Genomic DNA, 26,566 nt, shown 5'->3' on the forward strand with positions numbered 1-26,566 from the left:
CCTCGGGTGCGCCGGGTTTGCCATATGGGCCGGTCTACCAACCTTCGTATGGCCACCACCTTTCGTTTGGTAGCGAGGGTGATGGCTCCATTAGTCCCATATGGAGTTTCATCTATGATCAAACCAACACCAAACCCGCCGGAAACCGATCCGGCATCCCCGTACGAATCTCTCGATTCAAAAAAACTCCACGAAGCCGCTGACCGCGCCCTCGATTACCACCTCAACTCGGCCGCCGACATCATGGCCACCCCACGCACGCCCAGCAGCATGTTCACCATCAACCCGGAACTCGATACCGTCACCTTGCTGGTCCACGCTTGCGAGTCGCTGGCATCGGCCAATGTCATGGCCACGGACCTGGTGGATCATCTGGAGGGGACAAGTCGTAATTCTCTGTTGGGGATTGCGCAAGTCATCATGCTGGGTGAACTGGCGGTGAACCGGGCGCTGGATCAACTCGATCCACCTGTGTAGGAGCTGCCGAAGGCTGCGATCTTTTGATCCTGCCCTTGATTCTGCCCCAAAAAAAATGCCCGTATCTCGCGACACGGGCATTTTTCATTTCAACTCACCCCTCAGAAATCATACTTCGCGGTGATCTGCAGGTTGCGCGGCTCGCCATAGAAGGTGGTGCCGAAGTTGCCCAGCCCCGTCAGGTACTTCTTGTCGAAGACGTTGTTGGCATTGGCGGTGAAGCTCAGGTGTTCGTCGTACTGGAAACGGGTCATCAGGTCCACGAGGGTGTAGCCGCCTTGCTTGAGCGTGGTGGCGCCGCCCTCGCCATTACCCAGGTTGGGGCTGTAGCTCTGGCCGTAAAAAGCACTCTGCCAGCTGACGCCACCACCGACGGTGACCTGGTTCAGGGCGCCCGGCAGACGGTAGGTGGTGAAGGTCCGCACCACATGTTCCGGTTTGCTGGTGGCCAACGGGAAACCGAAGATGCGTTGTTCGTCCTTGTCACGGGTGCGGGCGTAGGTGTAGCCGGCCGACACGTTCCAGTCCTGCGCCAGTTCGCCGGCCAGTTCCAGTTCCACGCCTTTGGTGGTGGCGCCAGAGATGGCTTTATAACGGTCCTGCCCCGTGTCGTCGGTGGTGACGTATTGGGCGACGTTGTCCTGGTCAATCTGGAACAGGGCCAGGCTGGCGTTCAGCTTGCCTTCGAAGTAGGCCGCTTTCAGGCCGGTCTCGTAGCTGTTGCCTTCAACCGGTTCCAGGGTCTTGCCGCTGACGTCCTTGTAGATTTGTGGCTGGTAGATGCTGGTGTAGCTGGCGTAGACCGAGTACGTATCGTTCAGGTCGTAGACCACACCGGCGTACGGCGTGACGACGCCATGTTCCTTGTAGCTGGCATGGGTGTCGCTCAGGCCGGCGCCCTGATAGTAGGAATAATCCTCATTGTACTTGAAGGTGCTGAAACGGCTGCCAAGGATGAACGACAAATCGTCGGTCGGACGCAGGCGCGTGGCCAGGTAAAGACCGTTCTGGCTCTGGGTGCGTTCGTACTTGCCGTTTTTCGGGAAGTCCTGTTTTGGCAGGTCGCCATTCCAGTCATAGATGCTGCCCGGCACCAGGCTGAAGGCGCTGGTGTCGTAGGTCGCACCGGTCTGACGCGAGTGGGACGCCATGAAGCCGGCCACCAATTCATGCTCGCGACCGCCCAGGGTGAACGGGCCGGTGACGTTCACGTCAGCCGTGTTTTGTACGCGGTGACCTTCCCAGCGACCCCAGTACAGAAACATGCCTTCGCCGGTGGCGCGGTCCGGGCTGCCGCCGCTGGCCGAGGCCAGACGGGTATCGTGATCGGTGGTTTTCTGGTCGAAGCTGGCCTTGAATTTCCAGTCATTGGCCAGTGCTTGTTCCAGCGTCGAGAAATAGGTGACGCTGTCGAAATCACGACGGCTCCAGTCGGCACCCGGGTTGAAGCTGCGAGAAAAATCGGTACGGCCGCCGTCGGTGAAGTACGGCGCGTTACCGGTCCAGGAACTGCCACGCGGGGTGGCACTGGATTTGTCGGCACCGATGGTCAGCAGGGTATCGTCGGTCAGGTCAGCCTCGAGGACGCCGTAGAACAGGTCCTTTTTCTGGCTGTAATGATCGATGTAGGAATCTTTGTCCTGGTAGGCACCGACGAAACGGCCGCGCACGTTGCCGGTTTCGGTCAGCGAACCGGAGATATCGCCTTCGGTGCGGTAGTTGTCCCACGAGCCGGCAGTTGCGCTGATCGAGGCCTTGAATTCCTTGGTCGGCTTCTTGCGGATCAGGTTGACCGTGGCGGACGGATCACCGGCGCCAGTCATCAGGCCGGTAGAGCCTTTGATGATTTCAATGTGGTCGAGGTTGGCCGCGTCGTCGCTGTTGTTGGGGTTTTCACCGTAAACGCCATCGTAGGGAATGTTGACGCCATCGTATTGAAAGTTGGTGATGGCAAACCCACGGGCGGAAAACTCGGTACGGTCACTGTCGTACTTCTGGGTCGTGATGCCGGGCGTGTTACGCAGGGCGTCGGCGACGCTGGTGACACCGCGATCGTCCATTTGCTGACGGGTCACGACGGTGACCGTCTGCGGGGTTTCACGGATGGTCAGCGGCAGCTTGGTCGCCGTGGTGGTGGCGCCGGTGGTGTAGGAACCGGTGTCTTCAGTGGTCAGGCCCAGGGCCTGGCCGGAAATGGTGGTCGCGCCCAATTGCAGGCTCGAGCCGCCGCCCGACACCAGCGTGACGCTATTGCCATTGATCTGGAACGAAATGCCGGTGCCTTGCAGCAGGGCTTTCAGGGCGTCGGACGGTTCCAGCGAACCGGACACCGCGTGGGACTTGATCCCGGCCACCTGGTCCGGGCTGTAGAGGATTTGCAGGTTGGTCTGCATGCCCAGTTCAGTCAACGCGTTGGAAAGCGGCTGAACGGGAATATTCACTTTTACAGGTGCCGCATTGGCCATCGAGCTCCCCAGCAAGGTGGCGGTCAGCAGTACGCTGGTGAACAGGGTGCGGTGCAAAGTCGGACGCTGTACGGCCAGCGCGAGTGGTGTGCAGCGGGTTTGAGGTCGCATTACTTACCTGAGCTCCTGGAAAAGTGTTGTGCAGAGTTTTTGTTAATAGGAATGATTATTAGACGCAGCACGAATGCAAAACCGGAAAGAAACCGCATAAATAATTTCGGGAAGGCCGCCGCAACTCGGTCTGTAGCAGCTGGCGAAGCCTGCGTTCGGCTGCGCAGCAGTCGTGAAACCAGCACTCACGGTGTGTCAGGCAGACCACACGAGCCGAGTTGACGACTGCTGCGCAGCCGGACGCAGGCTTCGCCAGCTGCTACAAAGACCGAGTAAGCGTTTTCAGGTAGGGGCCAGCTCGGTGACGACCCGGCCGCTTTCCATGCGCACCAACTGGTCCGCCACGTCGAAGTAGCGGTCATCGTGGGAGATCACGATGATGGTTTTGCCCAGGCGCTTGAGGTCCGGCAGCAGCTCGGTGTAGAAGATTCGCCGGAACGTCGGGTCCTGGTCGGCGGCCCATTCATCGAACACCAGCACCGGACGTTCTTCGAGCCAGGCATTGACCAGGGCCAGGCGTTTGCGCTGGCCGGTGGAGAGGTCGGTGGTGGTGAAGTTGCCGTCCTTGACGCTGACCTTGTGCGCGATTTCCAGTCGTTGCAGGTACTTGTTGGCGTCTTCGGGGATCTGCTGATCACCCTGGACCACGTCATCGAACAGGTAGTAATCGGCAAAGATCGTGGTGAACAACTGGCGATAATCATCGCGGTTCTGCGCGTCGATGGCCTCGTCGTTGACGCGAATTTCACCCTGTTGCGGCGTGTAGAGGCCCAGCAGCAGTTTGATCAGCGTGGTCTTGCCGCAGCCGTTCTCGCCGACGATGAAGGTGATATCGCCTTGTTTGATCGTCAGGTTCACCGGGCCCAACTGGAAAGGCGCAGCGCCTTCGGCCGCCGGAAAACTGAAACGCACGTCAGCCAGTTTCAGTTCGTGCACCGCTTGCTTGACGTGGCCCTGATCGCTCAACAGCAAGTGCGGTTCCGGGGTGGAAAATTGCTCGGACAGTTCGGCAATGCGGCGGAACGCGATCTGCGCGCGGCTGACGATCGGCAGCGTACTGATCAGGTGCTCCAGCGGACCTTTCATGTACAGCAACACCAGCACAAAACCGCTCATCACGGTTTTGTCGGCACTCGGCCAATAGGTTTGCAGGGCCAGCGCCAGGCCGATGACCACGAAGAACAGCATCGAGCCGAAGGTCTTGGCAATGACGAAGGTATTGATCGAGCGCACCTGGGTATTGCAGATGAATTCGGCAGTGGCCTTGATGCCCGAGACGAACATGCGCTGGCGGCGAGGCCGGTGGATGCGCAATTCCTTGGCCCCTTCGGCGATCGCGTTGTAATGCTTTTGCAGTTCGTCTTCAGCGTCGCGGGCGGCCATGAAACCTTGCACGCCTTTGCTCTGGGCGTAGGCCTGGATGGCGGTGCCAATCAGGATCGCGGCGATCATGATCAGGAACATCGGCCACGACAGCATCGCCAGATAACCCATGCAACCCAACGTCACCGTGACCGAAATCGCCAGCGGCGCGAAGGCGAAGGCGAAGTCGCTGATGGTGTCGACGTCGTGGGTCAGCACGGGGATCAGGCGATGGCTGCGATAGCGCTCGATGTGTTCGATCGGTGCCGAGAGGACCTTTTCACCCAGCTGTTTACGCAGCTTTGCAATGATGTGCTGGCCGACGTAGTTGGTGCCGATGTCCGAGCAGATCGAACTCAACAGCGCCAGCAAACACAGGCCGGCGAACAGGGCGACGACGCCTTGGGTCAGGCCAATGTCCGAGTGCAGTGCGTTGTTGATGGTCGCCAGCAATACCGTGACGCTCAGGCCGCCGACCATGCCCAGGAAAATGGACGCGGCGACGATGAGCCGAAAGGGTTTCAACAGGGCGAACAACTCGCCGATGGCGCCACGGGGAGGCTGGGTCATGGAAGACAATTCCTTGGGTCGTGAAGGCAGATACCCAGTAGAACGTCTGGTGGGAGGGTTAATTTACAAGGTCGCCGACTGGCGGCCTCCGACTGGCGGCAGGGGGCACACAAAAAACCTGTAGGAGCTGCCGAAGGCTGCGATCTTTTGATGTTGCTTTTAAAGGTCAAGATCAAAAGATCGCAGCCTTCGGCAGCTCCTACAGGGGGGAGTGTTTAGAGGTCGCGCACGATGCGAAAGCCCATCCAGTCGCCGCGCTCTTGCGGGTACTGGGCGTTGCGGTTGCCGGAGCGCGAGAACACCGGTGCTTCGCCCCAGTCATTGCCGCGAATCCGCACGGCTTCGCAATTGGGTTCCAGCCATGCGCTGCCATCGGTGGGCGCACCGACGTAGTCCGGGTGTTCGCAGTCTTCGACCCACTCATAGACATTGCCGTGCATGTCGTACAGGCCGAAGGCGTTCGGCGGGTAGCTGCCCACTGGCGAGCTGTAGCTGTAACCGTCCGCCGGGCCGTACGTGTTGGCGTGTTGGCTGATGCTGTATTCCTTGCCTTCATCGAACGGGAAGGGGAACGGCCCTTTGCTGCCGCCGCGTGCCGCGTATTCGCGTTGCGCTTCGCTGACCATGTGATACATCTGCCCGGTTTTTTTCGACAGCCAGGCGACGTAGTGTTTGACGTCGTCGAAGTTCATGCAGACGGCTGGCTGGCGCGGACTTTGCGGATAACGCGGCTTGCTGGCGACGCACTCGCGACCCGGCCGGGTGTCACCGTTGGCGATGGTCACGCCACTCTCGCGTACGTAACTGTCCCATTCACCGGCGGTGACCTGGAAGCGGCTCATGGCGAACGGCTTGGCGAAGGTCACTTCGTGCAGGGGGCCCTCATCGGGTTCGCGCCCGACTTCATCGTCCGGTGTGCCCATGGTGAACGTGCCGGCGGGCAGCACGACCATTTCCGGGCAGTCGCGGCAGTCCTTGAATACGTTGCCCGGCGGCGGGGGAGTGGTGGCATGCGCGGCAACTGGCAGCAGGCCTGCGAGGAGTGCAGTCAGTCCAACGGTCAGCAGATTTCGGTTCATGACTCATCTCGATCAAAGAAAAACGGGGCGAAACCTGTAGGAGCTGCCGCAGGCTGCGATCTTTTGATCTTGATCTTTAACAGCAAGATCAAAAGATCGCAGCCTTCGGCAGCTCCTACAGGGGGGGCATCAGGGGTTGCGTCAGGTGGTTTTGTTTAGGACGGCCATGAAGCGGTCGATATCGTTTTCAGTGTTGAGCAGGCCGGGGGCGATGCGGATGACCGGGCCGACGTCGCGCTCCACCGAGTCGCAGACCACGCGGTTTGCCATCAGCTGCACGGCGACTTTTTCGCAGTCGCGGCCCTTGATCCGGAAGAACGTGAAGCCGGCCGACAGGTCCGGGCTCTTTGGCGTGACCAGTTCGATCTGCGGATGCTCCAGCAGCCGGTTTTTCGCATAGGTATTGAGCGCGTGAATGCGCGATTGCACCTCGGCCTTGCCCAGTTCCAGGTGCAGCTTGAAGGCCTCGTCCAGCGCCCAGCGATGTTCGAAACTGTGATAACCACCGGGCGTCATGATGGTCGAGAAACGGGTGGCCTCGGAGAAGGTCGGAATCGTCGGCGTGACATCCTTGAGCTCGGCGGAGCGGGCGCAAATGATCCCGGTGCCGCGCGGGCCGAACATCCATTTGTGGGTGCCGGCGATGAAAAAATCACAGTGCATGTCGGGAAAGTCGAGGTCTTCGACGCCGAAACCGTGCACACCGTCGACCACATACAGGATGCGGTCCTTTTCCTCGCGATGGCGGTTCTGTTCTTCCACCAGTTTGCCGATTTCGCCAATCGGCAACTTCACGCCACTGCCGGACTGCACCCAGGTCATGCCGAGGACGCGGGTGTTCGGGCGGATGCCCTTGGCAATCGAACCGAGCACCTCATCGACGGACATGTCGCGGCTGTTCTCGAACAGCTTGAGCTTGCGGATCTTCACCCCATCCTTTTGCTGTCGGTAATCCAGCGCGTAGTGGGTCGCGTAGTGTTCATGCTCGCTGGTGAGGATTTCCTGGTCCGGGCGCACATGGATACCGCCATAGATCAGCGACAGGCCTTCGGTGGTGCTGCCGGTGAGGGCGATCTGCTCAGGCTCGGCCTTGAGGTAGCGACCGGCCCAGACACGCACGGCCTGCTCGCGTTTTTCGGTTTCTTCCAGGTCCCAGTCCATGGCCCGGCCGGGGTTGCGGTCGAGGTTGGCGCGGTGCATTTCGATGGCCTCACGCACGGGTCTGGGGTGTGAGGTCACCAGGAAATTGGCGAAGTGCAGGTAGTCCGGGTCCTGATTGAACAACAAGCGCAACTGCGCCCATTTGTCTTTCGGCAGCGGCGCCGGGGTGGCGGCCAGCGTCGGCAGATTCACAGCAGCACCCAACGGCAGGCCGGCCGCGAGAATCCCGGCCTGCTTGAGGAATGAACGACGGTTGGTCATGAGCTCGGTTCGCTTTGCAAAATAGAGAATCAGTTGTTGGCGACAGGTCTGGAAGACTTCTGCACCTGGTCCCAGACCCGCAGGAAATTGCCGCCCCAGAGCTTGGCGATGTCCGCTTCGCTGTAGCCGCGGCTGATCAGCTCGGCGGTCACGTTGCGCGCCTCGCTGACGTCCTTCCATCCGTCCAGTCCGCCGCCATCGTTGAAGTCGGAGCTGATGCCGACGTGGTCGATGCCGATTTTCTTCACCGCATAGTCGATGGCGTCGCCGTAGTCCTTGAGGGTGGCTTTCGGTTCTTCGTCGACAATCGCGTAGAGCTGGCTGGCGTACTCGCCGAGACGTTGTTCGGACCAGACAGTGATGATCGGATCACCCGGCATCAGTGCCATTTCCAGTCCTTGCAGCGGTTGCAGGGCGAAGCGCGCGCGCAGCGCATTGAGTTTGTCCTGGGTGGCCTGGCTCAGCGGGCGAATGTAGGTCGGGAAGCCGACAATCTGCACCACGCCGCCGCTGTTTTGGATCAGCTGCATTTCCTGATCGCTGAGGTTGCGCGGGATGTCCACCAGCGCACGGGGTGCCGAGTGGGACGCCACCATCGGTGTGCGGCTCAGTTGCGCGACTTGCTCCAGGGCCTTGGTCGACATCTGCGAGACGTCGATGATCACGCCGAGGTCATTCAGGCGGTGCACGGCTTGCTTGCCGATGTCCGACAAACCACCGAGCGCGTCGCGCGAATCGTTGAAGAAGGGCAGCGGCCGGGACGAGTCGGCCCAGGCGTTGTTACCCACGTAACTGAAGCCGAACATGCGCATGCCCCGGGCCGCCCACGTGTCGAGGGCGTTCAGGTCGTTGCCCAGCGGATAGGCGTTGAGCATGCTCATGAACACCGCGAACTTGCCTTCGCCGTGCAGGCGGCGGAAATCGTCGGGGGTGTAGGCGATGGCGACCTGATTGGGATAGTCGCGAACCAGGGCGCTGATGATTTTGTAGCGAGTTTCCTGCTCAAACCGTGCCTCGTCGACGAAACCTGCGGTGGGGCGGTGCGGGGCGTTGGCGCCGTTCCAGATTTCCGGCCAGCCGAAAATCGTCAGCGCAGCACCGGACAAGCGCCCGCGCCCGGTCTTGACCAGGTCGAATTGCCCGATGCCGTCCTTGTCGGCTTCATTGCCGGCGGTGCCGAAATCGAGCGGGACGGTGACGTGGCTGTCGAAGGAAAGGATTCGTTCCTGCAGCGCATCGGCCTGTTGCATGACCTTGGCCGGGTAGCCGCGATTGTCTTTGAACCCATGCTCCCAAACTGCAAAGCCTGTACCGGCGCTGATCGCCAGCGCCAGCGGCAGGCCCAGGTAAAGCGCCTTTTTCGAAGGTGGTTTTGTCATTGCCGTCTCAGTCAGGTTCGCCGCCCCGGTGCGGGCGCTGGGGTCTTTGCTATCTGGGAAGAACGAGTGATCGACCCTGGAATTTAGGTCGCCCCCAAAAGATCGCAGCCTTCGGCAGCTCCTACATGAAATGCGTACCCCTGTAGGGGCTGCCGAAGGCTGCGATCTTTTCGGTTCACCATAAATTTCGGAAGGCAACAAACGTTCTAGCTTGGATAAAGCCTGCTTCATGGCTGACACAGGTAGGGCAATGACGATTTCTCGACGATGGTTCATGGCAGGCCTGGCGCTGACCGGCGCCGCCGTGCCTGCGGCTTTTTATGGGCATCGCGAATGGACGAAACCGGACCCGACGATCACTCCCGGTGAAGCGTCGTTCGAGGTGGCGGATGTCGCCGGCCAGCAGTTGGCGAACACGTTGCGTGGCGTGTGGCAGATTCGTTTCGACGGACGTGATGCCGGTGTCGAAGGCCTGCCGCTGGACGGGCTTGAAGTGTTTCTCGACATCGGCCACAAGGGCCGTGGCGTGAGCGGGTTCCTCGACACCGCCGAGCGTTTGCGTTCGGGCGAGGCGCCACGTTACCGGGTGCTCGGTGACCTGGCCGGTGCCAAACCGGCGCAGTTGAGTTGGCGCCTGCTCGGTGCTGACGACCGGCCCGATTACGAATTCAGCATGACCCTGGACGAAGTCTGGGCTGGCTTCGGTAACGCCGGCAGCGGCACGCTCAGTGGTCGGGTGTTGAATCTGGATCGTCCGCTGATGCTGACCGCGCAGGACAATCGTTTCATTGCCGTCAAGCGCGTGTTCCCTGAAGCCCGCGAGCGCACGGGTCTCGCCCCGACGCTGCTGGCCTGGCTGGTGTCCGCCGAGCATCGGTTGTTCCACCAGCTCTGGCATGCCTCTCGAGACAAATGGCACACGCTGTCCGAAGACAAGCGTGGTGCCCTGCGTGGCATTGGCTGGCAGCCCGGCCCCCGCGACAAGGAGCGCGATGCCCGTGGCGCGCGCAAGGATCGCAATGGCTCGGGTGTGGACTTTTTCTTCATGCACCGGCACATGCTCGGCAAGGCGCGCTCGATGCAGGACTTGCCGTCGTGGCAGCACTTCCCGTTGCCACAGCCGGATCTGGCTCGGGATCGCGTCGGCTTCGCCCATTATTTCGATAACCACGACGGCACCGCGCTGCCGCCGACCTGGCTGGCCGATGACGATGCCGAATACTCGCAATGGGTCAGCGACATCAAGACCGCCGAGACCTATCACAGCAATTTCCAGGTCTGGGAATCGCAGTACCGTGATCTGCGTTACCTGTCGAAGCTGACCCTGGGGCAGTTCGGTTCGGAAGTGGAGCTGGGGTTGCACGACTGGCTGCACATGCGCTGGGCTTCCGTGCCGCGTGATCCGTCAAACGGTCATCCGGTGCCTTTCGCCAGGGATCCGGCGGACTTCGCCGCCCGCTGGTTTGCGCCGGAAAACGACTTTCTGGGCGATCCGTTTTCCTCTCACGTGAACCCGGTCTTCTGGCACTTCCATGGCTGGATCGATGATCGTCTCGAAGACTGGTTCCGCGCGCATGAGCGCTTTCATCCGGGGCAGGTCAGTCGGCTGGAGGTCAACGGCGTGGCGTGGTTTGCCCCGGGGCGTTGGGTCGAGATCGATGACCCCTGGCTCGGGCCGAGCACCCACGGTTGCAGCACGACGCTGGGGTTGCAGAGTGGCAAGTCAGTGGAGATGGACCCGGAAACCATGAAGCTGGCGTTGCGGATTACCTTTGGCGAGGACCAGAAGAAGTTGGCGGATCTGTTGCGCAAAGTGCCGCAGCGGCCTTGGTATGCGCGGCACCTGAAGGCCAAGGTGTAGATCAAAAGATCGCAGCCTGCGGCAGCTCCTACAGGAGATCCTTGTACGTCGCGGACCAGGGTGCTGATGAACCGTTTGTCGGGTAACCCGATTTTTCTGTCATTTGTGACAGTAGCCGTACGCCCTTTGTTGGAGTTTTATAAACCTCGACCGAGCCGCTATCGGGCGACACGGCGACAACGTATAAAAAAGGAAACGTCCCATGACTTCAACGACAGGCAAATCAGGGTTTATTGAACAAGCGGTCACAGTAGCGGGAATCAACATGCTCCCGGCTCCGCAAATGGCCTTTGCAGGATTCGAAGGGGCTCATAACATTCCTTATGTATTTTATCCGGTACTTTTCCAGATGAACCCCAGGGGGCTTATAGCTATAGTCCGAAGTTTTGGCGAAATGTATGAGGGGCAAAAAATTCAGGTGAGCTGGAGCAGTGACAGGGGAACGACGACGGTGGATCATATTGTCGAGGGTCATAAAGACCAGGCAATTGGCTTCACTGAAGCACAAGCGCTGATTCATCAAGGTGAGCAAGTGACCGTGACCTATACCGCTCTGATAGAAGGAGAAGCCAGGCCGTCCTTACCTTCGCGGTTCACCATCGCGAAAGCAGAGTTGGACCTTGAAAATCTTCCTGAAATACAGCCGCTTGATGTCGTTAACGGTGTCATAAAGCTCAAAGACATTGAGTCCCAAGGGGGCGCGCGTTTCAGTCTTCCCCCCGTTAAAGGGTTACATCGCGGCACGGCTCTGGCCCTGACACTCGTAAGCGGGGAACTACGCCGTACAATTGGTCGACTAATTCTGACGACTCCAGATGTAGACGTTAAGTTCATGGTCCCGTATCGCGACGTTGCGATGTTCATTGGAAGAGAAACCGCTTTTCATTATGCGATATGGCTGCTGGAAGATATCTCTTATAACTCTGGTGCTCACAAAGAAACTTTTAGGGTTGAGCTTTAGACTGCGCCAAACCGGTTTCGGGTCAAGCCGGGATATCGCGTTATCGTTCTTCGCGGGCTTGCTCGCGAAAGCGATCTGACAGTGACATTGATGTTGAATATACCGCCCCTTCGCGAGCAGGCTCGCTCCCACATTAGCCCTGCGAACACAGTTCCATTGTGGGAGCGAGCCTGCTCGCGAAGGCGGCCAAACACACGCCGCATATCACAAAACCTGCCACCCGCCGCCGAGCGCCTTGTACAACGCAATACTCGCTTGCAACCGCGACAACCTGAGCTGCACATTCAGATCCTGCGCTGCATACAACGTGCGCTGCGTCTCCAGCACTGTCAGCAAATCCTCGGCCCCGGCCTGATAACGGCTTTGCGCAATATTGAACGCGGTCTGCGCCTGGGCCAGCTCTTCGCTTTGCCACTGCCGTTGTTCATCCAGCCCGCGAATACGGTTGAGGGCTTTTTCCACATCGGCGAAGCCGTTGATGATCGCGCCGCGATACGCCTCCAGTAATTCCTCCTGTCGAGCCGTGGCTTTGTCGCGCTCGGCCCCCAGGCGACCGTTGTTGAACACCGGTGCCAGCAGCCCGGCAGTCAGGTTGTAAAACGGGCTGCGCAGCAGATCGGCGGCGCGGTCGGCACCGGAACCGATGTCGGCGCTCAGAGTCACCGTTGGCAACATGGCGGCGCGGGCGACGGTGACGTCGGCTTGTGCCGCCGCCAGTTGCGCTTCGGCGCGGGCAATGTCCGGGCGACGGCGGATCAGTTCGCTGGGCACGCCGGCGGCGATGGCAGGCCATGACAATTGATCAAAACGTTCCTGCCCCAATGTCAACGTTTGGACCGGTCGACCGAGCAGGGTGGCGAGGCTGATCTTCGCCTCTTGAGCTTGTTGCAGTACCCGCGGTAATTGCCGTTGTTGCGCGGCAACCAGACTTTTCTGCTGCGCCAGCTCCAGGGCCGTCGCGGAGCCTGAGTCGAAACGGGTCTGTACCCGTTTCAAGACATGCTGCGCGTTGGCCAGGTTCAGCCCGGCAATGCGACTCTGCTCATGCAACGACAGGGTTTGTGCATAGCTGTCGGCGACGGCGCTGAGCAGTGTCAGCTCGACCGTCGCCTGATCGAATTCACTGGCCTGCAAACCGAATTGTGCACTGTCGCGGGACGCCCGTTGGCCACCCCAGAAATCGATCTCGTAACTGGCGCTGAGGCTGGCGTCAAAGTAATCTACGGCCTTGTTGCTGTCGTCCGCATCCAGTTGGCTGTAGCCGTTGCCGCGCAGCAGTTTCTGGCGGTTGGCATTCGCCGCGGCTGTCACCTCTGGCAGCTGCGAACCGCCAGCGACGATTGTTTGCGCCCGGGCCTGACGCACCCGGGCGATGGCGGCAGCCAGGTCGTAACTGCCCACCCGCGCCTGTTCGATCAGTTGATCGAGCTGCGGGCTGCCGAACGTCGTCCACCATTGCAGTTGGCTGCGCGTGGCGTTTTCGGTGTGCGGCGATTGCCAGGAGGAGGGCAGTTGCAGGCCGCTGTCCGGACGCGGGGCGGGGCTGCCACAGGCGCCGAGCAACAGGCAGAGGGTCAGCAAACTCAGTTGCGGCTTCATGGAAAGATCATTCACTGGTAAGGGCCGTGACCGGGTCGAGTCGGGCAGCTTTGCGGGCCGGCATGAAGCCGAAGACAACACCGGTGACCAGGGCGCAGCCGAAAGCGCCGAGCACCGCTATCAAGGAAAATGCGACGGCGACTTCACTCAGAATCAGCACGCCGCCGACCATTAAGGCCAGGGCGATCCCGGCGAGCCCGCCGACCACCGAGAGCATCACCGCTTCGGTGAGGAACTGGCGCAGGATGTCGCGCTGGCGGGCGCCGGTGGCCATGCGAATGCCGATTTCCCGCGTCCGCTCGCGTACGGTCATGAGCATGATGTTCATCACGCCGATCCCGCCCACCAGCAGCGAAATCGCGGCAATCGAACCGAGCATCAGCGACAGGGTGTTTTGCGTGCGCGCTTCGGCCTGGATCATCGCGGCGTTGTTGGTCAGTTCGAAATCCTTTTTGCCGTTGTGCAGGCGCAGCATCAACTGTTCGATGGCTTTTTCGGTGTCCTTGACCTTGCGAGCGTCGGCGGCGGCAATGGCGATGTATTCGGGATTGTGGGTGCCGAACAGCCGCACGCTCGCCGCCGAATACGGAATGGCAATGCGGTCGTCGCTGTCGGAGTCGCCGGAGCTGGCGCCTTTTTCCGCGAGCACGCCGACCACCTGGAACGGCACGTTTTCGATCAGGATGTACTGGCCGATCGGGTTGGCGACGTCCTTGAGCAACTTGGTCCGCACCTTGTGGCCGATCACCGCCACCGCCGCCGCACTTTGCTCATCGGCCTCGGTGAAGTAGCTGCCTTCGACCACGGGCCAGTTGAAGATCGCCGGGAAGTTGGTGTCGTTGCCGCCGACGTAGCTCAAGTGGTCGAGGTTACCGAAGCGCACGCCGGCTTCCTGGCCGTTGACCGGCATGATCCGCATCACTTGCGGCAGGCTCGCCACGGCCTTGACTTCGTCCAGGGTGATGATGCCCAACGGTGTTCGCGGGTTAGGCGCCGAGCCGCTGAGGTAAATGATGTTGGAACCGAACGCGCCCATCTGCGCCATGACCTGGCGCTTGCTGCCTTCACCGACCGCCAGCATCACCACCACCGACGCCACGCCGATGATGATGCCGAGCAGGGTCAGGGCGGTGCGAAACTTGTTAATCCACATCACTCGCCAGGCGGCTTGCACGGCATCCACCAGTTCGCCTTTCCAGGCGCCGGTGGCTTCGGCGCCTTCGCTCAGGCGCTTGCGCAGGTCGACGGCTTGCAAGGCACCGGGATTGGCCGAGGCCTGTGCGCCGGGGTTGTCCCGGGCGCTGTCGCTGATGATCAGCCCGTCGCGAATTTCGATGATGCGCTTGGCTCGCGCCGCGACTTCGCGGTCGTGGGTGATGAGGATGACCACGTGGCCCTGGCTTGCCAGCTCATCGAGCAGCGTCATGACCTCGGCGCCGCTGTGGCTGTCTAGCGCGCCGGTGGGTTCGTCGGCGAGGATGATGTGGCCGCCATTCATCAAGGCGCGGGCGATGGACACCCGTTGTTGCTGGCCGCCGGAGAGCTGGTGCGGGCGGTTGCCGGTACGCGAGGCCAGACCCAGGCGGTCGAGCAGGGCGGCGGCGCGGGCGTGGCGTTCGGCGGCCGGGGTGCCTGCGTAGATCGCCGGCATCTCGACGTTTTCCTGGGCCGAACCGGACGGTATCAGGTGGTAACCCTGGAACACAAAACCGAAGGCTTCGCGGCGCAACCAGGCCAGCTCGTCGCTGTCGAGCGTGGCGACGTTTTCCCCGGCGAAGCGGTATTCGCCCGACGTCGGGCGGTCGAGGCAGCCGAGGATATTCATCAGCGTCGATTTGCCGGAACCGGATGCACCGACAATCGCCACGAACTCCCCGGCATGGATCGACAGGTCGATGCCGCGCAACACGTGAACCTGGGGTGAGTCGCCGCCACCGTAGGCTTTGCGGATGTCCTGCAGGTCGATCAGGGGCGTCAGCATTCAGCCGCCACTCCCGTCGGCGGGGCCGATCAGCAGGTGATCGCCTTCCTGCAAGCCGTCGAGGATCTGCACCCGCAGGCGATCGCTGATGCCAGTGCGAACGTCGCGTTGCTGGAGGCTGCCGTTTTCGGCCACCACGTGCGCGGTCTGGCGGTCGGCTTGCGTGCCGGCCTGCAAGGCTGCGATGGGCAACGTGAGGACGTCTTTCGCCTGCTCGGACACGAAAAATACTTGGGTGGTCATTTCCGCCATCAGCGCGTTATCGGCGTTGTCGACATCAAGCAGCACGGTGTACAGCACCACGCGTGCACTCCCGCTTTTGCTCGCGCTGGCCGGGCTGCCACCGCCCTGGCTGGTCTGGTCCAGCGGCTTGGGCGGGACGGGCAGGATCTGCCGCACGGTGCTGTTCCAGCGACGGTTGCCACCGCTGAGCGTGGTGAACCAGGCGGTCATGCCAGGCTTGACGTGACCGATATCGGCTTCCGACACCTCGGCCCAAACGGTCATCGGTGACAACTTGGCGATGCGCAGAATCAGCGGCGTTTGTTGCTGGGCATTGAGGGTCTGGCCTTCACGGGCATCGAGCGCTACGACGGTGCCGGACATCGGTGCGTAAATGCGCGTGTAACCGAGTTCAGCCTGATCGCTGCGCAGGCTGGCCTGGGCCTGGCGGATCTGCGCCTGGAACATGTCGATACGCGCCTGGGTGGCGCGCCGTTCAGCCAGGGCGGTTTGCACGTCTTCTTCGCGTGTGGCGCCGCCGGCCTTGAGGTTCTGCTGGCGCTGGAATTTCTGCCGGGCCAGTTCGTGCAGGGCCCGTTGCTCCTGAAGTTGCGCCTTGAGGTTTTCGATGGAGAAACGTCCGGCGTCGAGTTTGGCCTGCTGGGTAGAAGGGTCGATTTCCACCAGCAGCTGGCCTTCCTTGACCACGTCACCGACTTCCACGTGGAGCTGATGGATTTGCCCGGACGCCTGGGCTCCAACGTCGACATAGCGTCGTGGTTGCAAGGTGCCCAACGCCGTGACGCTGCTTTCGATGTCGCCACGGGTGACCTGGACGGTGGCGAATTGGTCCCGGCCGGGCGCGATGATTTGCCAGGCTGCGACGGCGATAACGGGGATCAGGCAAAGCGCTACAAGCAGGGCGCGTCGGGTCTGTCGGGGACGTTTCATGCAGGGTTCCGGCCAATGGAAATCGGCCCGTCGTTCAAAGCGGATGAACAGGGACGGGGAGCTGTCCTGTAAACGAGGAAAGCAGCGTTGAATTTAGCCCCGGACATACGGCGTAACACCTGCAACACCCATAACCCCTGCGTCACTCACAACACCTGTAGGAGCTGCCGAGTAAAACGAGGCTGCGATCTTTTGATTTTTTTAAGATCAAGATCAATAGATCGCAGCCTGCGGCAGCTCCTACAGGTGACTATTTGTCGGGCAAGACAAAGCAATACTTTAAATCTATATGAGAATTACTATAAATTACGCACCTCGAATTGCCACTATCGTGCCACTGCCCATTTCGGCGGTTGTCCAGGTGGCTCAAGGATGGAAACCGCCCCGTGCGGCCGGGAGTCATGTTGGAAAACTACTATCGTGAGCTGGTGTGTTTCCTCAACGCCAAGCTAGGCAACCGTCAGGTGGCCGAAGATGTGGTGCATGACGCTTACCTGCGGGTGCTGGAGCGCTCCAGCGACACACCGATCGAGCAGCCCCGGGCCTTCCTTTATCGCACCGCGCTCAATCTGGTGATCGACGACCATCGGCGCAATGCCCTGCGTCAGGCCGAATCGCTGGAAGTGCTGGATAACGAAGAGCGCTACTTCACCCCATCGCCCCATCACAGCCTCGATCACGGCCAACGCCTGGACATGCTCCAGCGTGCATTGGCGGAGTTGCCACGGTTGTGCCGCGAGAGTTTTCTGCTGCGCAAGATCGATGGCCTGTCGCACCTGGAGATCGCCGAACACCTGGGTATTTCCAAAGCGCTGGTGGAAAAGCACATCGTCAATGCGATGAAGCATTGCCGGGTGCGGATGCTGCAATGGGACGCCCATTGATCTTCTGTTGTTAAATTTTATTTCACTGTCCTCGTTCCCTTCATCAGACGATCTGCTGTCCTGCCCAAGGCCGGTCAGGTCACTTAGGCTTATTCCCCGCAGCGGTGGGGTTCATCCAGAGGACACTGGAAATGACACAGGCAATTGCATCGCCCATCGTTCACGACCTGATCGGCGTCGGTTTCGGCCCTTCGAACCTGGCGTTGGCCATCGCTCTGCAAGAGCGCGGGCCGAGCCAAGGCGAGCTGGATGTACTGTTTCTCGACAAGCAGGCCGACTACCGCTGGCACGGCAACACCCTGGTGACCCAGAGCGAATTGCAAATCTCCTTCCTCAAGGACCTGGTGACCCTGCGCAATCCGACCAGCCCTTACTCGTTCGTCAATTACCTCAAGTACCACGGCCGCCTGGTGGACTTCATCAACCTCGGCACTTTTTATCCGTGCCGCATGGAGTACAACGATTACCTGCGCTGGGTCGCCGGGCAATTCGAAAAGCAGAGCCGCTACGGCGAAGAAGTGCTGGCCATCGAGCCGGTGCTGCACAACCAGCAGGTCGAAGCACTGCGGGTGATCTCGCGCGATACCCACGGTCAGCAGCACGTGCGCACCACGCGGTCGGTGGTGGTCAGTGCTGGCGGCACGCCGCGTATCCCGGAGGCGTTCAAGGCGCTGAAGAGTGACGCTCGCGTGTTCCACCACTCGCGATACCTGGCGCAGATGGCCAAGCAGCCGTGCGTGAACAACCAACCGATGAGCATTGCGATCATTGGCGGCGGGCAGAGCGCGGCGGAAGCCTTCATCGATTTGAACGACAGCTTCCCGTCGGTGCAGGTGGACATGATCCTGCGTGGCTCGGCCTTGAAGCCGGCGGACGACAGCCCCTTCGTCAACGAAGTGTTCTCGCCGGAGTTCACCGACCTGGTGTTTCAGCAGGCGAGCAGCGAGCGCGAGCGTCTGGTCAACGAGTACCACAACACCAACTATTCGGTGGTGGACATCGACTTGATCGAACGCATCTACGGCATCTTCTACCGCCAGAAGGTCTCCGGCATTGCGCGCCATGCGTTCCGCACCCTGACCACTATTGAAAAAGCCAGCGCCACCGAGCGCGGTATTGAACTGGCGGTGCGCAACAACGCCACCGGTGAAGTCAAGGTTCGGCATTACGACGCGGTCGTACTGGCCACCGGTTACGAGCGCCAAATGCACCGCAAACTGCTGGCGCCGCTGGAGCAATACCTGGGGGATTTCGAGGTGGATCGCAATTACAAAGTGATCACTGACGAGCGCTGCAAGGCTGGCATCTATATGCAGGGCTTCTGCCAGGCCAGCCATGGTTTGAGCGATACGTTGCTGTCGATCCTGCCGATTCGGGCGGACGAGATTGCCGGGTCGTTGTATGACCATGGCAAGTCCCGTGGGCATGGCCGGTCGGTGATGGATGTGTTGTTGGCCACAGCCAGCTGATAGCGAGTCGCTGCGGAAAAGATCGCAGCCTTCGGCAGCTCCTACAGAAATCGGTGTAGGAGCTGCCGCAGGCTGCGATCTTTTGATTTTGCGGCCAATCCTGAACCCTCCCTGAAGAACCCCGCGATTCCCCCATCACCCGCCGTTCCTTCGTTTACTCTGCACAAATCGGGGCGTAAGCTCCGCGCGTTTTCATCAATAGCGGAGACCCACAGTGGGTACTTGTTCGAGTGACAGTAGTCGGCCGGTTTCGATAACCGGCACCTTCCCGGCAAGATAACGCGCAGCCCTTTTTGCCGTTGTCTCGCCGAATAGCGAGCAGCGGCATCCCGATCGCGGTCAGTTCTGGCCCGAATCCCGACGTCCTCTCATCGACGCTGAACCGTGCGTGATGTTCGACTTTATGTCGTCGTCGCGGCGCATCGACTCGCCTGCTTGACGGTTTCCCGGCTGACCCTGGGGGAGCTGCCATGAACCTGAACCTGCTCAAGGAATTCTTCGCCGGATTCCTGCGCACCCGCCACATCGCCCGGCACTTTCGTCGCCTGGCGCTGCTGGAGAATTTCACCGACACCACGGTCAGCCGTGAAGTACCGCCCACGCTTGCACAAACGTTGGTGGGCGCCGCCAACAGCGACACCGGCCAATTGCTGGAGCACCTGAGCAGCCACACTGATGGCTTGAGCGAGCTCGAAGCCGACGCATTGCGCGCGCAATTCGGCCTCAACGAAGTCGAGCACGAACAGCCGCTGCCCTGGTGGTTTCACCTGTGGCATTGCTATAAAAACCCGTTCAACCTGCTGCTGACGTTGCTCGCCTTCATCTCGTGGCTGACCGAGGACATGAAAGCTGCCATCGTGATTTTCTCGATGGTGGTGCTCTCGACCTTGCTGCGGTTCTGGCAGGAAACCAAATCCAACCAGGCCGCCGACGCCCTCAAGGCCATGGTGAGTAACACGGCCACGGTGTTGCGCCGCGATGAAAATCGTGTCGAGCTGCCGATCAAGCAACTGGTTCCGGGCGATCTGATTGTGCTCTCGGCCGGCGATATGATCCCCGCCGATTGCCGGGTGCTCAGCGCCAAGGACCTGTTCGTCAGCCAGGCCGCCATGACCGGTGAATCGATGCCGGTGGAAAAATTCCCCCGTCAGCAGGACAGCGACACCCGCAACCCGCTGGACCTCGACAACATTCTGTTCATGGGCACCAACGTGGTGTCCGGCACCGCGATGGCGGTGATTCTCACCACCGGCAACAACACCTATTTCGGCGCATTGGCGCAGCGGGTTGGCGCCACCGACCGTGCACCCACTTCGTTCCAGACCGGGGTCAACAAAGTCAGCTGGCTGCTGATCCGCTTCATGTTCGTCATGGCGCCGCTGGTGTTGTTTATCAACGGTTTTACCAAGGGCGACTGGACCGAGGCGCTGCTGTTCGCGCTGTCGATTGCCGTGGGCCTGACCCCGGAAATGTTGCCGATGATCGTCACCTCGACCCTGGCCAAGGGCGCGGTGTTTCTGTCGCGCAAAAAAGTCATCGTCAAGCGCCTCGACGCGATCCAGAACTTCGGCGCCATGGACGTGCTGTGCACCGACAAGACCGGGACCCTGACCCAGGACAAAATCTTCCTCGCGCGCAACGTCGATGTCTGGGGCAACGATTCCGACGACGTGCTGGAAATGGCCTACCTCAACAGCTACTACCAAACGGGCCTGAAAAACCTGCTGGACGTGGCGGTGCTTGAACACGTCGAAATTCACCGTGAACTGAAAGTCGGCACGGCGTTTCGCAAAGTCGACGAGATTCCGTTCGATTTCACCCGTCGGCGCATGTCGGTGGTGGTGGCCGAGCGTGACCAACCGCACCTGTTGATCTGCAAGGGCGCGGTGGAAGAAGTGTTGGCGGTGTGCACGCGCGTGCGTCACGGCGAGCTCGATGAAGCGCTGAGCGATGAATTGCTGGCGCGGATTCGCCAGGTTACTGCCGCGTTCAACGCTGAAGGCTTGCGTGTGGTGGCGGTCGCTGCACGGCCGATGATCGAGGGCTGCGATACGTACAGCCTGGCCGATGAACAAGCGCTGACGCTGATCGGTTACGTGGCGTTCCTCGACCCGCCCAAGGAAAGCACCGCGCCGGCCCTCAAAGCCCTGGCCGCTCACGGCGTGGCGGTGAAAGTGCTGACCGGCGACAACGAATTGGTGACCGCCAAGATCTGCCGTGAAGTCGGCCTGGAGCAGCAAGGCCTGCTGATGGGCAACGACGTCGAGCGCATGACGGACGCCGAACTGGCGGTGGCGGTGGAAACCACCAACGTCTTCGCCAAACTGACCCCTTCGCACAAGGAACGGATCGTCCGGCTGCTCAAAGGCAACGGCCATGTGGTCGGTTTCATGGGCGACGGCATCAACGACGCGCCCGCGCTACGCACCGCTGACATCGGCATTTCGGTGGACAGCGCCGTCGACATCGCCAAGGAAGCGGCGGACATCATCCTCCTGGAAAAAAGCCTGATGGTGTTGGAGGAGGGCGTGCTGGAAGGCCGGCGGACCTTCGCCAACATGCTCAAGTACATCAAGATGACCGCCAGTTCGAACTTCGGCAACGTGTTCTCAGTACTGGTGGCCAGCGCGTTTATCCCGTTCCTGCCGATGCTGCCGATGCACCTGCTGGTGCAAAACCTGCTTTATGATATTTCGCAGATTGCCATCCCGTTCGATAACGTCGATGAAGAAATGCTGAGCAAACCGCAGCGCTGGCAACCGGCGGATGTCGGGCGCTTCATGCTGTTCTTCGGGCCGATCAGCTCGATCTTCGACATCACCACGTTTGCCTTGATGTGGTACGTCTTCGATGCCAACACCCCGGACCACCAGACCCTGTTTCAGTCCGGCTGGTTCGTGGTCGGGTTGCTGACCCAAACGTTGATCGTGCACATGATCCGCACGCCGAAGATCCCGTTCCTGCAAAGCCGCGCAGCCATGCCGCTGATGGTGATGACCGGGATCATCATGGCCGTGGGGGTTTTCCTGCCGATGGGGCCGCTGGCGCATTACTTCAAACTGCAGGCGCTGCCGTCGCTGTATTTTGTGTTCCTGCCGGTCATCCTGCTGGCGTACATGGCCCTGACCCAGGCGGTGAAAGGTTTCTACATCCGTCGGTTTGGCTGGCAGTAAACATTCTGCATACCCACTGTAGGAGCTGCCGCAGGCTGCGATCTTTGGTCTTGTCTTTAAAAAACAAAATCAAAAGATCGCAGCCTGCGGCAGCTCCTACGGGTGTGTGGTGAATGTGTCGCGGATTTTAGGAAAAGTCCTACATAAAGCCCGAGAGGTCTTCCGTAGCCTTGCGCCCTCACGAAACCGACACCCAGCTGGGGGCCCCCGTTGTCGAACAAAGCCTTACGTATCCTGATCGCCGACGAGCAGCATTTTTACCGCATGAAGATCGAGCGCCTGTTCAATCAACTCGGTTATTACCGGATAGCGCCGGTGCACAACCTGGAAGAGCTATTGACCCTGGTCGAATACAGCAGCGATCCATTCGATCTGGTCGTCATCAATGCAGCGCTGGGGAACGGGGTGCTGGATATGCTCGATTACTTTCTCGATAACCGACAGGTTCGTCACACGTTGATCTACAACGGCCGGCAGGCGCAATTGCCACCCATTCCAGCCGCCGTTCAACAGACGGTTCAAATAAGCCAGGCGCAGTTGCCCGACCTGGCAGCCATCCAGCAGCGAATGGCGATGCTTGATCCACGGCTACCGCTCGTCGGCACTGTCATTTCTATCAGGTAGCAGCAGCTGGAATTCCATGCAAGAGTCTCAGCGCAGCTGCTGTGTGTAACCCGGGCCTGGCCCACGGGCATTTCTTGCCCGATTGTCGTGCCTTTGCACAGGGAGTAGCCATGAAGTCAGTGTTGATAGCGGACGATCATCCGGTGGTTCGCGCTGCTGTCAAAATCTTGCTTAAAGTGGAGGGTTTTAAACGGATTATCGAGACCTCGAGCGGCAACGAGGTTCTGCCCATGATCCGCGAACAAAAACCTGATCTGGTGGTGCTGGATCTGGTCATGCCCTCGCTCGACGGCCTCGATGTGCTGGCTCGAATCAAGAGCGGTGGCGAGGTGTGCCGCGTACTGGTCTTCACCTCGCAGGAAGCGATGTTTTATCAGGACCGGTGCATGCGCGCCGGCGCTGCGGCGTTCGTGTCCAAGACCAACGACCTGGAGCATTTGCATAAAGCCGTGCACGCGGTCATGGCCGGTTATACCTATTTCATCCAGCTACCGTCGACGTCGGTGTCACTGAACACCTTGCAGCGCAGCGAAAAGCAGATGATCGACAAGCTCTCCGACCGTGAACTGACGATCTTTCAATACCTTGCCAAAGGCCTTAGTAACAAGGCGATCGCCGAGGTCATGCACCTGAGCCACAAGACCGTCAGCACCTATAAGACCCGATTGATAGAAAAACTTAACGTGGTTTCATCCGTGCACCTGCGGGATTTCGCCAGGCGCAATCATCTGATCTGAGTGAGCCTGACCATGCGCGATTGTTTCTGGGCTCTATGGCTGTTCTCGGTTCTAGGCACTTCGGTTGCGGCCGCTGACGCCCCCCTGCAGTTACAGCTGCATTTGCTCGGGCGTTCTTCGGCTTCGGGTTACGAGGTCCAACTCGATGAATCGGACTGGCAATGGCTGCGGGGCAAGCGCGTCTTGCGTCTCGGGGTATCGGGGCCGGATTACCCACCGTTCGAGATCACGCGTAACCAGGATGAACTGGAAGGCATCACCGCCGATTATGCCACGCTGGTGGCGGAGCTCCTGAACGTCAGGATCGAGGTGCTTCGTTACCGCACGCGTGATGCGGTCATGGCGGCGCTCAAGCGCGATGAAGTCGACCTGCTCGGCACGTCCAACAATTTTGAGGCGGCCGATCCCGGACTGAGCCTGTCCAGTGCTTACGCGGAAGATCAGCCGATGCTGGTCACCCGACAGGACGAACAGATGCCCGTCGATCTGGCGGGAAAACGCATCGCCATGGCCGATGACTATCTGCCGGCGCGGACCGTCGAAGCCTACTATCCCGAAGCCAGCCTGCAGCGCTACTCCTCGACGCTGGAAGCGCTCGGCGCGGTGGCGTTCGAGCAGGATGACGTGTACCTGGGGGATCTCATCAGCGCCGTTTACCTGATCAACAACAACTACCTCAATAACGTGCACCTGGTGGGGCCGTCCGGCCTGGACGCCAACCCGTTCGGCTTTGCCCTGGCCTCGGACAATTCACGTCTCAAGCGCATCGTCGACAAGGCCCTGGCGGCGATCCCCATGGACCAGCGCCTGGCCATCGAGCAGCGCTGGAGTGCCGGCAGGGCGACGATGGCGGGCCAGCAGCGGGTGAGCCTCAGCGCCAGTGAACAGCGCTGGCTGGATCGTCATCCGAAGGTGATCGTCGGCGCCGTCGAGAACTTTGCGCCACTGAGTTTCTATGATGCCCAAGGCCGATTCAGCGGGTTGACTGCGCAGCTGCTGAACCTGATCAGCCAGCGCAGCGGGTTGCATTTCGAGGTGCAACGGGGCAGTTCCCTGGACCAGCAAATCGAACGACTCAAGGCCGGCGAGATCGATGTGTTGCCCGCGATCATTCCCAGTCTGGAAAACGAAGCGCAGATGCGCTTCACCCGTGCCTACCTGAGCAATCCGTTTGTGCTGGTAAGCGCCACCACCCCCGGCAGCCCGAAGACGCTGAACGATCTGGCCGGCAAACGCCTGGCGATTTATCAGAGCCATCCCATGCGCGAATTCATTCAAGCGCAGGCGCCGCACGTGCAGATGGTGGACGTGCAAAGTCTTGGTCAGGGCCTTGAATGGGTGATGAAAGGACAGGCCGATGCCGCGCTCAGCTCATTGTTCATGACGCACTATCAGATTGCCCGGTATTACCGCGACCGCCTGCGAATCACCAGTACCGTGGGCGATGAGCCGGCGCGAATCACGTTGGCCACCCACCGTGGTGCGCTGGAATTGCACTCGATACTGAACAAGGCCTTGCTGAGCATCTCACCCCAGGAGATGGATGAACTGGTGGCCCGCTGGAGCAATGATGTGGTGGTGGATGACAGCTACTGGTTGCGTCATCGCCAGGGCATTCTCCAGGGATTCGCCGCTGCGGCGGTCTTGCTGTTGCTCGCCTTGAGCTGGATTGCCTGGCAGCGTCGGCAGATTCGCCAGCGCCAGCAGTGGCTCGGGCAATTGCAGGACGCCAAGGACGCCGCCGACGATGCCAACCGTGCCAAGACGACGTTTCTGGCGACCATGAGCCATGAGATCCGCACGCCGATGAACGCGCTGCTCGGCATGCTCGAACTGGCGTTGAAGCGCGCGGAAGAGGGCGTCACCGACCGTTCCGCGATCGAGGTGGCTTCCCATGCCGGGCAACAGTTGCTGGCGTTGATCGGCGACATTCTGGACATCGCGCGCATCGAGTCCGGGCACCTGACCCTGGCCCCCGAGCGCGCGAATCTGCGGACGCTGGTCGAGTCGGTGGGCCGGATTTTCGAAGGTCTGGCCCGGCAGAAGCACCTGCAGTGGCGGATCGAACTGGACGACCTCAGCGACCGCGACGTGTTGATCGACCCCACGCGCTTCAAGCAGGTGTTGTCCAACCTGTTGAGCAACGCCATCAAGTTCACCGGTGAAGGTGAGGTGAGCCTGACGCTGCGGGTTACCCCCGGTTTGTCCGGGCATCTGCTGGTCAGTGTGCGCATTGCCGACAGCGGCATCGGCATCAGTGTGGTGGACCGGCAACGGCTGTTCAGCCCGTTCGTGCAGGCCGACAATAACCGGCAGTCCGGCCGACACGGTTCCGGTCTGGGGCTGGTCATCAGCCGCTCGCTCTGCGAAATGATGGGCGGCCAGTTGCAGCTCGACAGCGTCCTGGGACGGGGCACGCAGGTCGACATCAAGCTTGATCTGTTGGCGTTGCAACCGCTGCCATCCAATGCGCAAGTGGAAAGTGGAGGGCAACGGCCCACTCGGCCGCTGACGATTCTGGTGGTCGACGATTATCCGGCCAATCGGTTGTTGCTGTCCCGGCAGCTCAGCTATCTGGGGCATCGTGTACTGGAGGCCGAGGATGGCGAGCTCGGTCTGGCGCAGTGGCGCGAACAGATGTGCGACCTGGTCATCACCGACTGCAACATGCCGCGGGTCAGTGGTTATGAACTGGCGGGTGCAATCCGCGATGCCGAGCGCTTTCATGGGGCGTCGCCCACGTTGATCCTGGGGTTTACCGCCAATGCTCAGCCCGAGGAGAAGATCCGTTGCCTGGAGGCCGGCATGGACGATTGCCTGTTCAAACCCATCCGGCTGGCGGATCTGAGCGGATGGCTGGCGTCGAGGTTTGTCAGTGAAGCGCCAATGGCGGTTGAAGCAGCCTCACCCCCAGAGATCGACTTGAGCGGTCTGGAGCAATACGTGGGGACGGACCGAACGCTGATCAATGAGTTGTTGCACGACCTGGCCGTGACCAACCGCGAGGATCGCCAGCAACTGATCGCCGCACACGGCAGTGGCAATCGCCAAGGCTTGCAAGACCTGGCGCACCGCATTATGGGCGGTGCACGGATGGTCCGGGCGATCAGTCTTATCGGCTGTTGCGAGCAACTGGAACAGGCCTGCCGCGAGGGCTCCCCGGCGCTGATCGACGAAGCCGTCGATCACTTGCAGCACGCCATGTCGCGCCTCGACCAAAGCCTTGGGCGGGGCTGAAA

17 protein-coding genes are annotated in these 26,566 nt (G+C 60.6%); 9 read left to right on the forward strand and 8 right to left on the reverse strand.

The features are described from left to right. Positions 1–114: 114 nt before the first annotated feature. Entirely contained in the window at positions 115–477 is a 363-nt protein-coding gene (locus ACA052_RS09050) for a DUF6124 family protein (RefSeq protein WP_497649347.1), read from the forward strand. 101 nt (positions 478–578) lie between these two features. Here ACA052_RS09050 and ACA052_RS09055 read toward each other — a convergent pair whose 3' ends face one another. From ACA052_RS09055 to pvdM, 5 genes are all read right to left on the reverse strand, one after another. Then, positions 579–3,053 carry a TonB-dependent siderophore receptor gene (locus ACA052_RS09055; protein WP_497649348.1) on the reverse strand — a complete coding sequence of 825 codons (2,475 nt, stop codon included), beginning with the start codon at positions 3,051–3,053 and terminating at the stop codon, positions 579–581. 282 nt (positions 3,054–3,335) lie between these two features. Continuing rightward, positions 3,336–4,985: a cyclic peptide export ABC transporter gene (locus tag ACA052_RS09060; RefSeq protein WP_497649349.1), complete on the reverse strand. Its 1,650-nt coding sequence runs from the start codon at positions 4,983–4,985 to the stop codon at positions 3,336–3,338. 215 nt (positions 4,986–5,200) lie between these two features. Beyond that, complete coding sequence (pvdO, locus tag ACA052_RS09065) at positions 5,201–6,064, reverse strand: dihydropyoverdine dehydrogenase (protein ID WP_497649350.1); 864 nt, start codon at positions 6,062–6,064, stop codon at positions 5,201–5,203. A gap of 141 nt (positions 6,065–6,205) precedes the next feature. Continuing rightward, positions 6,206–7,486: a pyoverdine-tailoring periplasmic protein PvdN gene (pvdN, locus tag ACA052_RS09070; RefSeq protein ID WP_497649351.1), complete on the reverse strand. Its 1,281-nt coding sequence runs from the start codon at positions 7,484–7,486 to the stop codon at positions 6,206–6,208. A 29-nt stretch (positions 7,487–7,515) separates the two neighbouring features. Beyond that, on the reverse strand, positions 7,516–8,865 hold the full coding sequence (gene pvdM, locus ACA052_RS09075) for a pyoverdine-tailoring dipeptidase-like protein PvdM (RefSeq protein ID WP_497649352.1): 1,350 nt from the start codon (positions 8,863–8,865) through the stop codon (positions 7,516–7,518). A 250-nt stretch (positions 8,866–9,115) separates the two neighbouring features. Here pvdM and pvdP point away from each other — a divergent pair, with 250 nt between their 5' ends. Continuing rightward, a complete protein-coding gene (pvdP, locus tag ACA052_RS09080; protein ID WP_497649353.1) occupies positions 9,116–10,726 on the forward strand; it encodes a pyoverdine maturation tyrosinase PvdP in 1,611 nt (536 codons plus the stop codon). Between the two features lie 202 nt (positions 10,727–10,928). Further along, complete coding sequence (locus ACA052_RS09085) at positions 10,929–11,687, forward strand: hypothetical protein (protein ID WP_497649354.1); 759 nt, start codon at positions 10,929–10,931, stop codon at positions 11,685–11,687. A 204-nt stretch (positions 11,688–11,891) separates the two neighbouring features. Here the strand turns inward: ACA052_RS09085 and ACA052_RS09090 are convergent, their stop codons facing one another. Genes ACA052_RS09090 through ACA052_RS09100 form a run of 3 tightly spaced genes read right to left on the reverse strand, consistent with a single transcriptional unit; the run spans position 11,892 to position 16,440 of the window. Then, positions 11,892–13,286, reverse strand: coding sequence for an efflux transporter outer membrane subunit (locus ACA052_RS09090; RefSeq protein WP_497649355.1), 1,395 nt, complete (start codon positions 13,284–13,286; stop codon positions 11,892–11,894). Positions 13,287–13,293: 7 nt separating this feature from the next. Then, positions 13,294–15,267: a MacB family efflux pump subunit gene (locus ACA052_RS09095; protein ID WP_497649356.1), complete on the reverse strand. Its 1,974-nt coding sequence runs from the start codon at positions 15,265–15,267 to the stop codon at positions 13,294–13,296. Further along, positions 15,268–16,440 carry an efflux RND transporter periplasmic adaptor subunit gene (locus tag ACA052_RS09100; RefSeq protein WP_497649357.1) on the reverse strand — a complete coding sequence of 391 codons (1,173 nt, stop codon included), beginning with the start codon at positions 16,438–16,440 and terminating at the stop codon, positions 15,268–15,270. Positions 16,441–16,793: 353 nt separating this feature from the next. Here ACA052_RS09100 and ACA052_RS09105 point away from each other — a divergent pair, with 353 nt between their 5' ends. From ACA052_RS09105 to ACA052_RS09130, 6 genes are all read left to right on the forward strand, one after another. Further along, positions 16,794–17,324, forward strand: a complete 531-nt coding sequence (locus ACA052_RS09105) for a sigma-70 family RNA polymerase sigma factor (protein ID WP_497649358.1) — start codon at positions 16,794–16,796, stop codon at positions 17,322–17,324. A gap of 131 nt (positions 17,325–17,455) precedes the next feature. After that, positions 17,456–18,793: a lysine N(6)-hydroxylase/L-ornithine N(5)-oxygenase family protein gene (locus tag ACA052_RS09110; RefSeq protein ID WP_497649359.1), complete on the forward strand. Its 1,338-nt coding sequence runs from the start codon at positions 17,456–17,458 to the stop codon at positions 18,791–18,793. Positions 18,794–19,263: 470 nt separating this feature from the next. Continuing rightward, a complete protein-coding gene (mgtA, locus tag ACA052_RS09115; RefSeq protein ID WP_497649360.1) occupies positions 19,264–21,966 on the forward strand; it encodes a magnesium-translocating P-type ATPase in 2,703 nt (900 codons plus the stop codon). A 210-nt stretch (positions 21,967–22,176) separates the two neighbouring features. Then, positions 22,177–22,590 carry a response regulator gene (locus ACA052_RS09120; RefSeq protein ID WP_497649361.1) on the forward strand — a complete coding sequence of 138 codons (414 nt, stop codon included), beginning with the start codon at positions 22,177–22,179 and terminating at the stop codon, positions 22,588–22,590. A 110-nt stretch (positions 22,591–22,700) separates the two neighbouring features. Then, positions 22,701–23,327 (forward strand): response regulator, encoded by a 627-nt coding sequence (locus tag ACA052_RS09125; protein WP_497649362.1) that lies wholly within the window; start codon positions 22,701–22,703, stop codon positions 23,325–23,327. A 12-nt stretch (positions 23,328–23,339) separates the two neighbouring features. After that, on the forward strand, positions 23,340–26,564 hold the full coding sequence (locus ACA052_RS09130; RefSeq protein WP_497649363.1) for a transporter substrate-binding domain-containing protein: 3,225 nt from the start codon (positions 23,340–23,342) through the stop codon (positions 26,562–26,564). The last annotated feature ends 2 nt before the right edge of the window (positions 26,565–26,566 follow it).

This window comes from Pseudomonas sp. LBUM1644, from assembly GCF_059716195.1.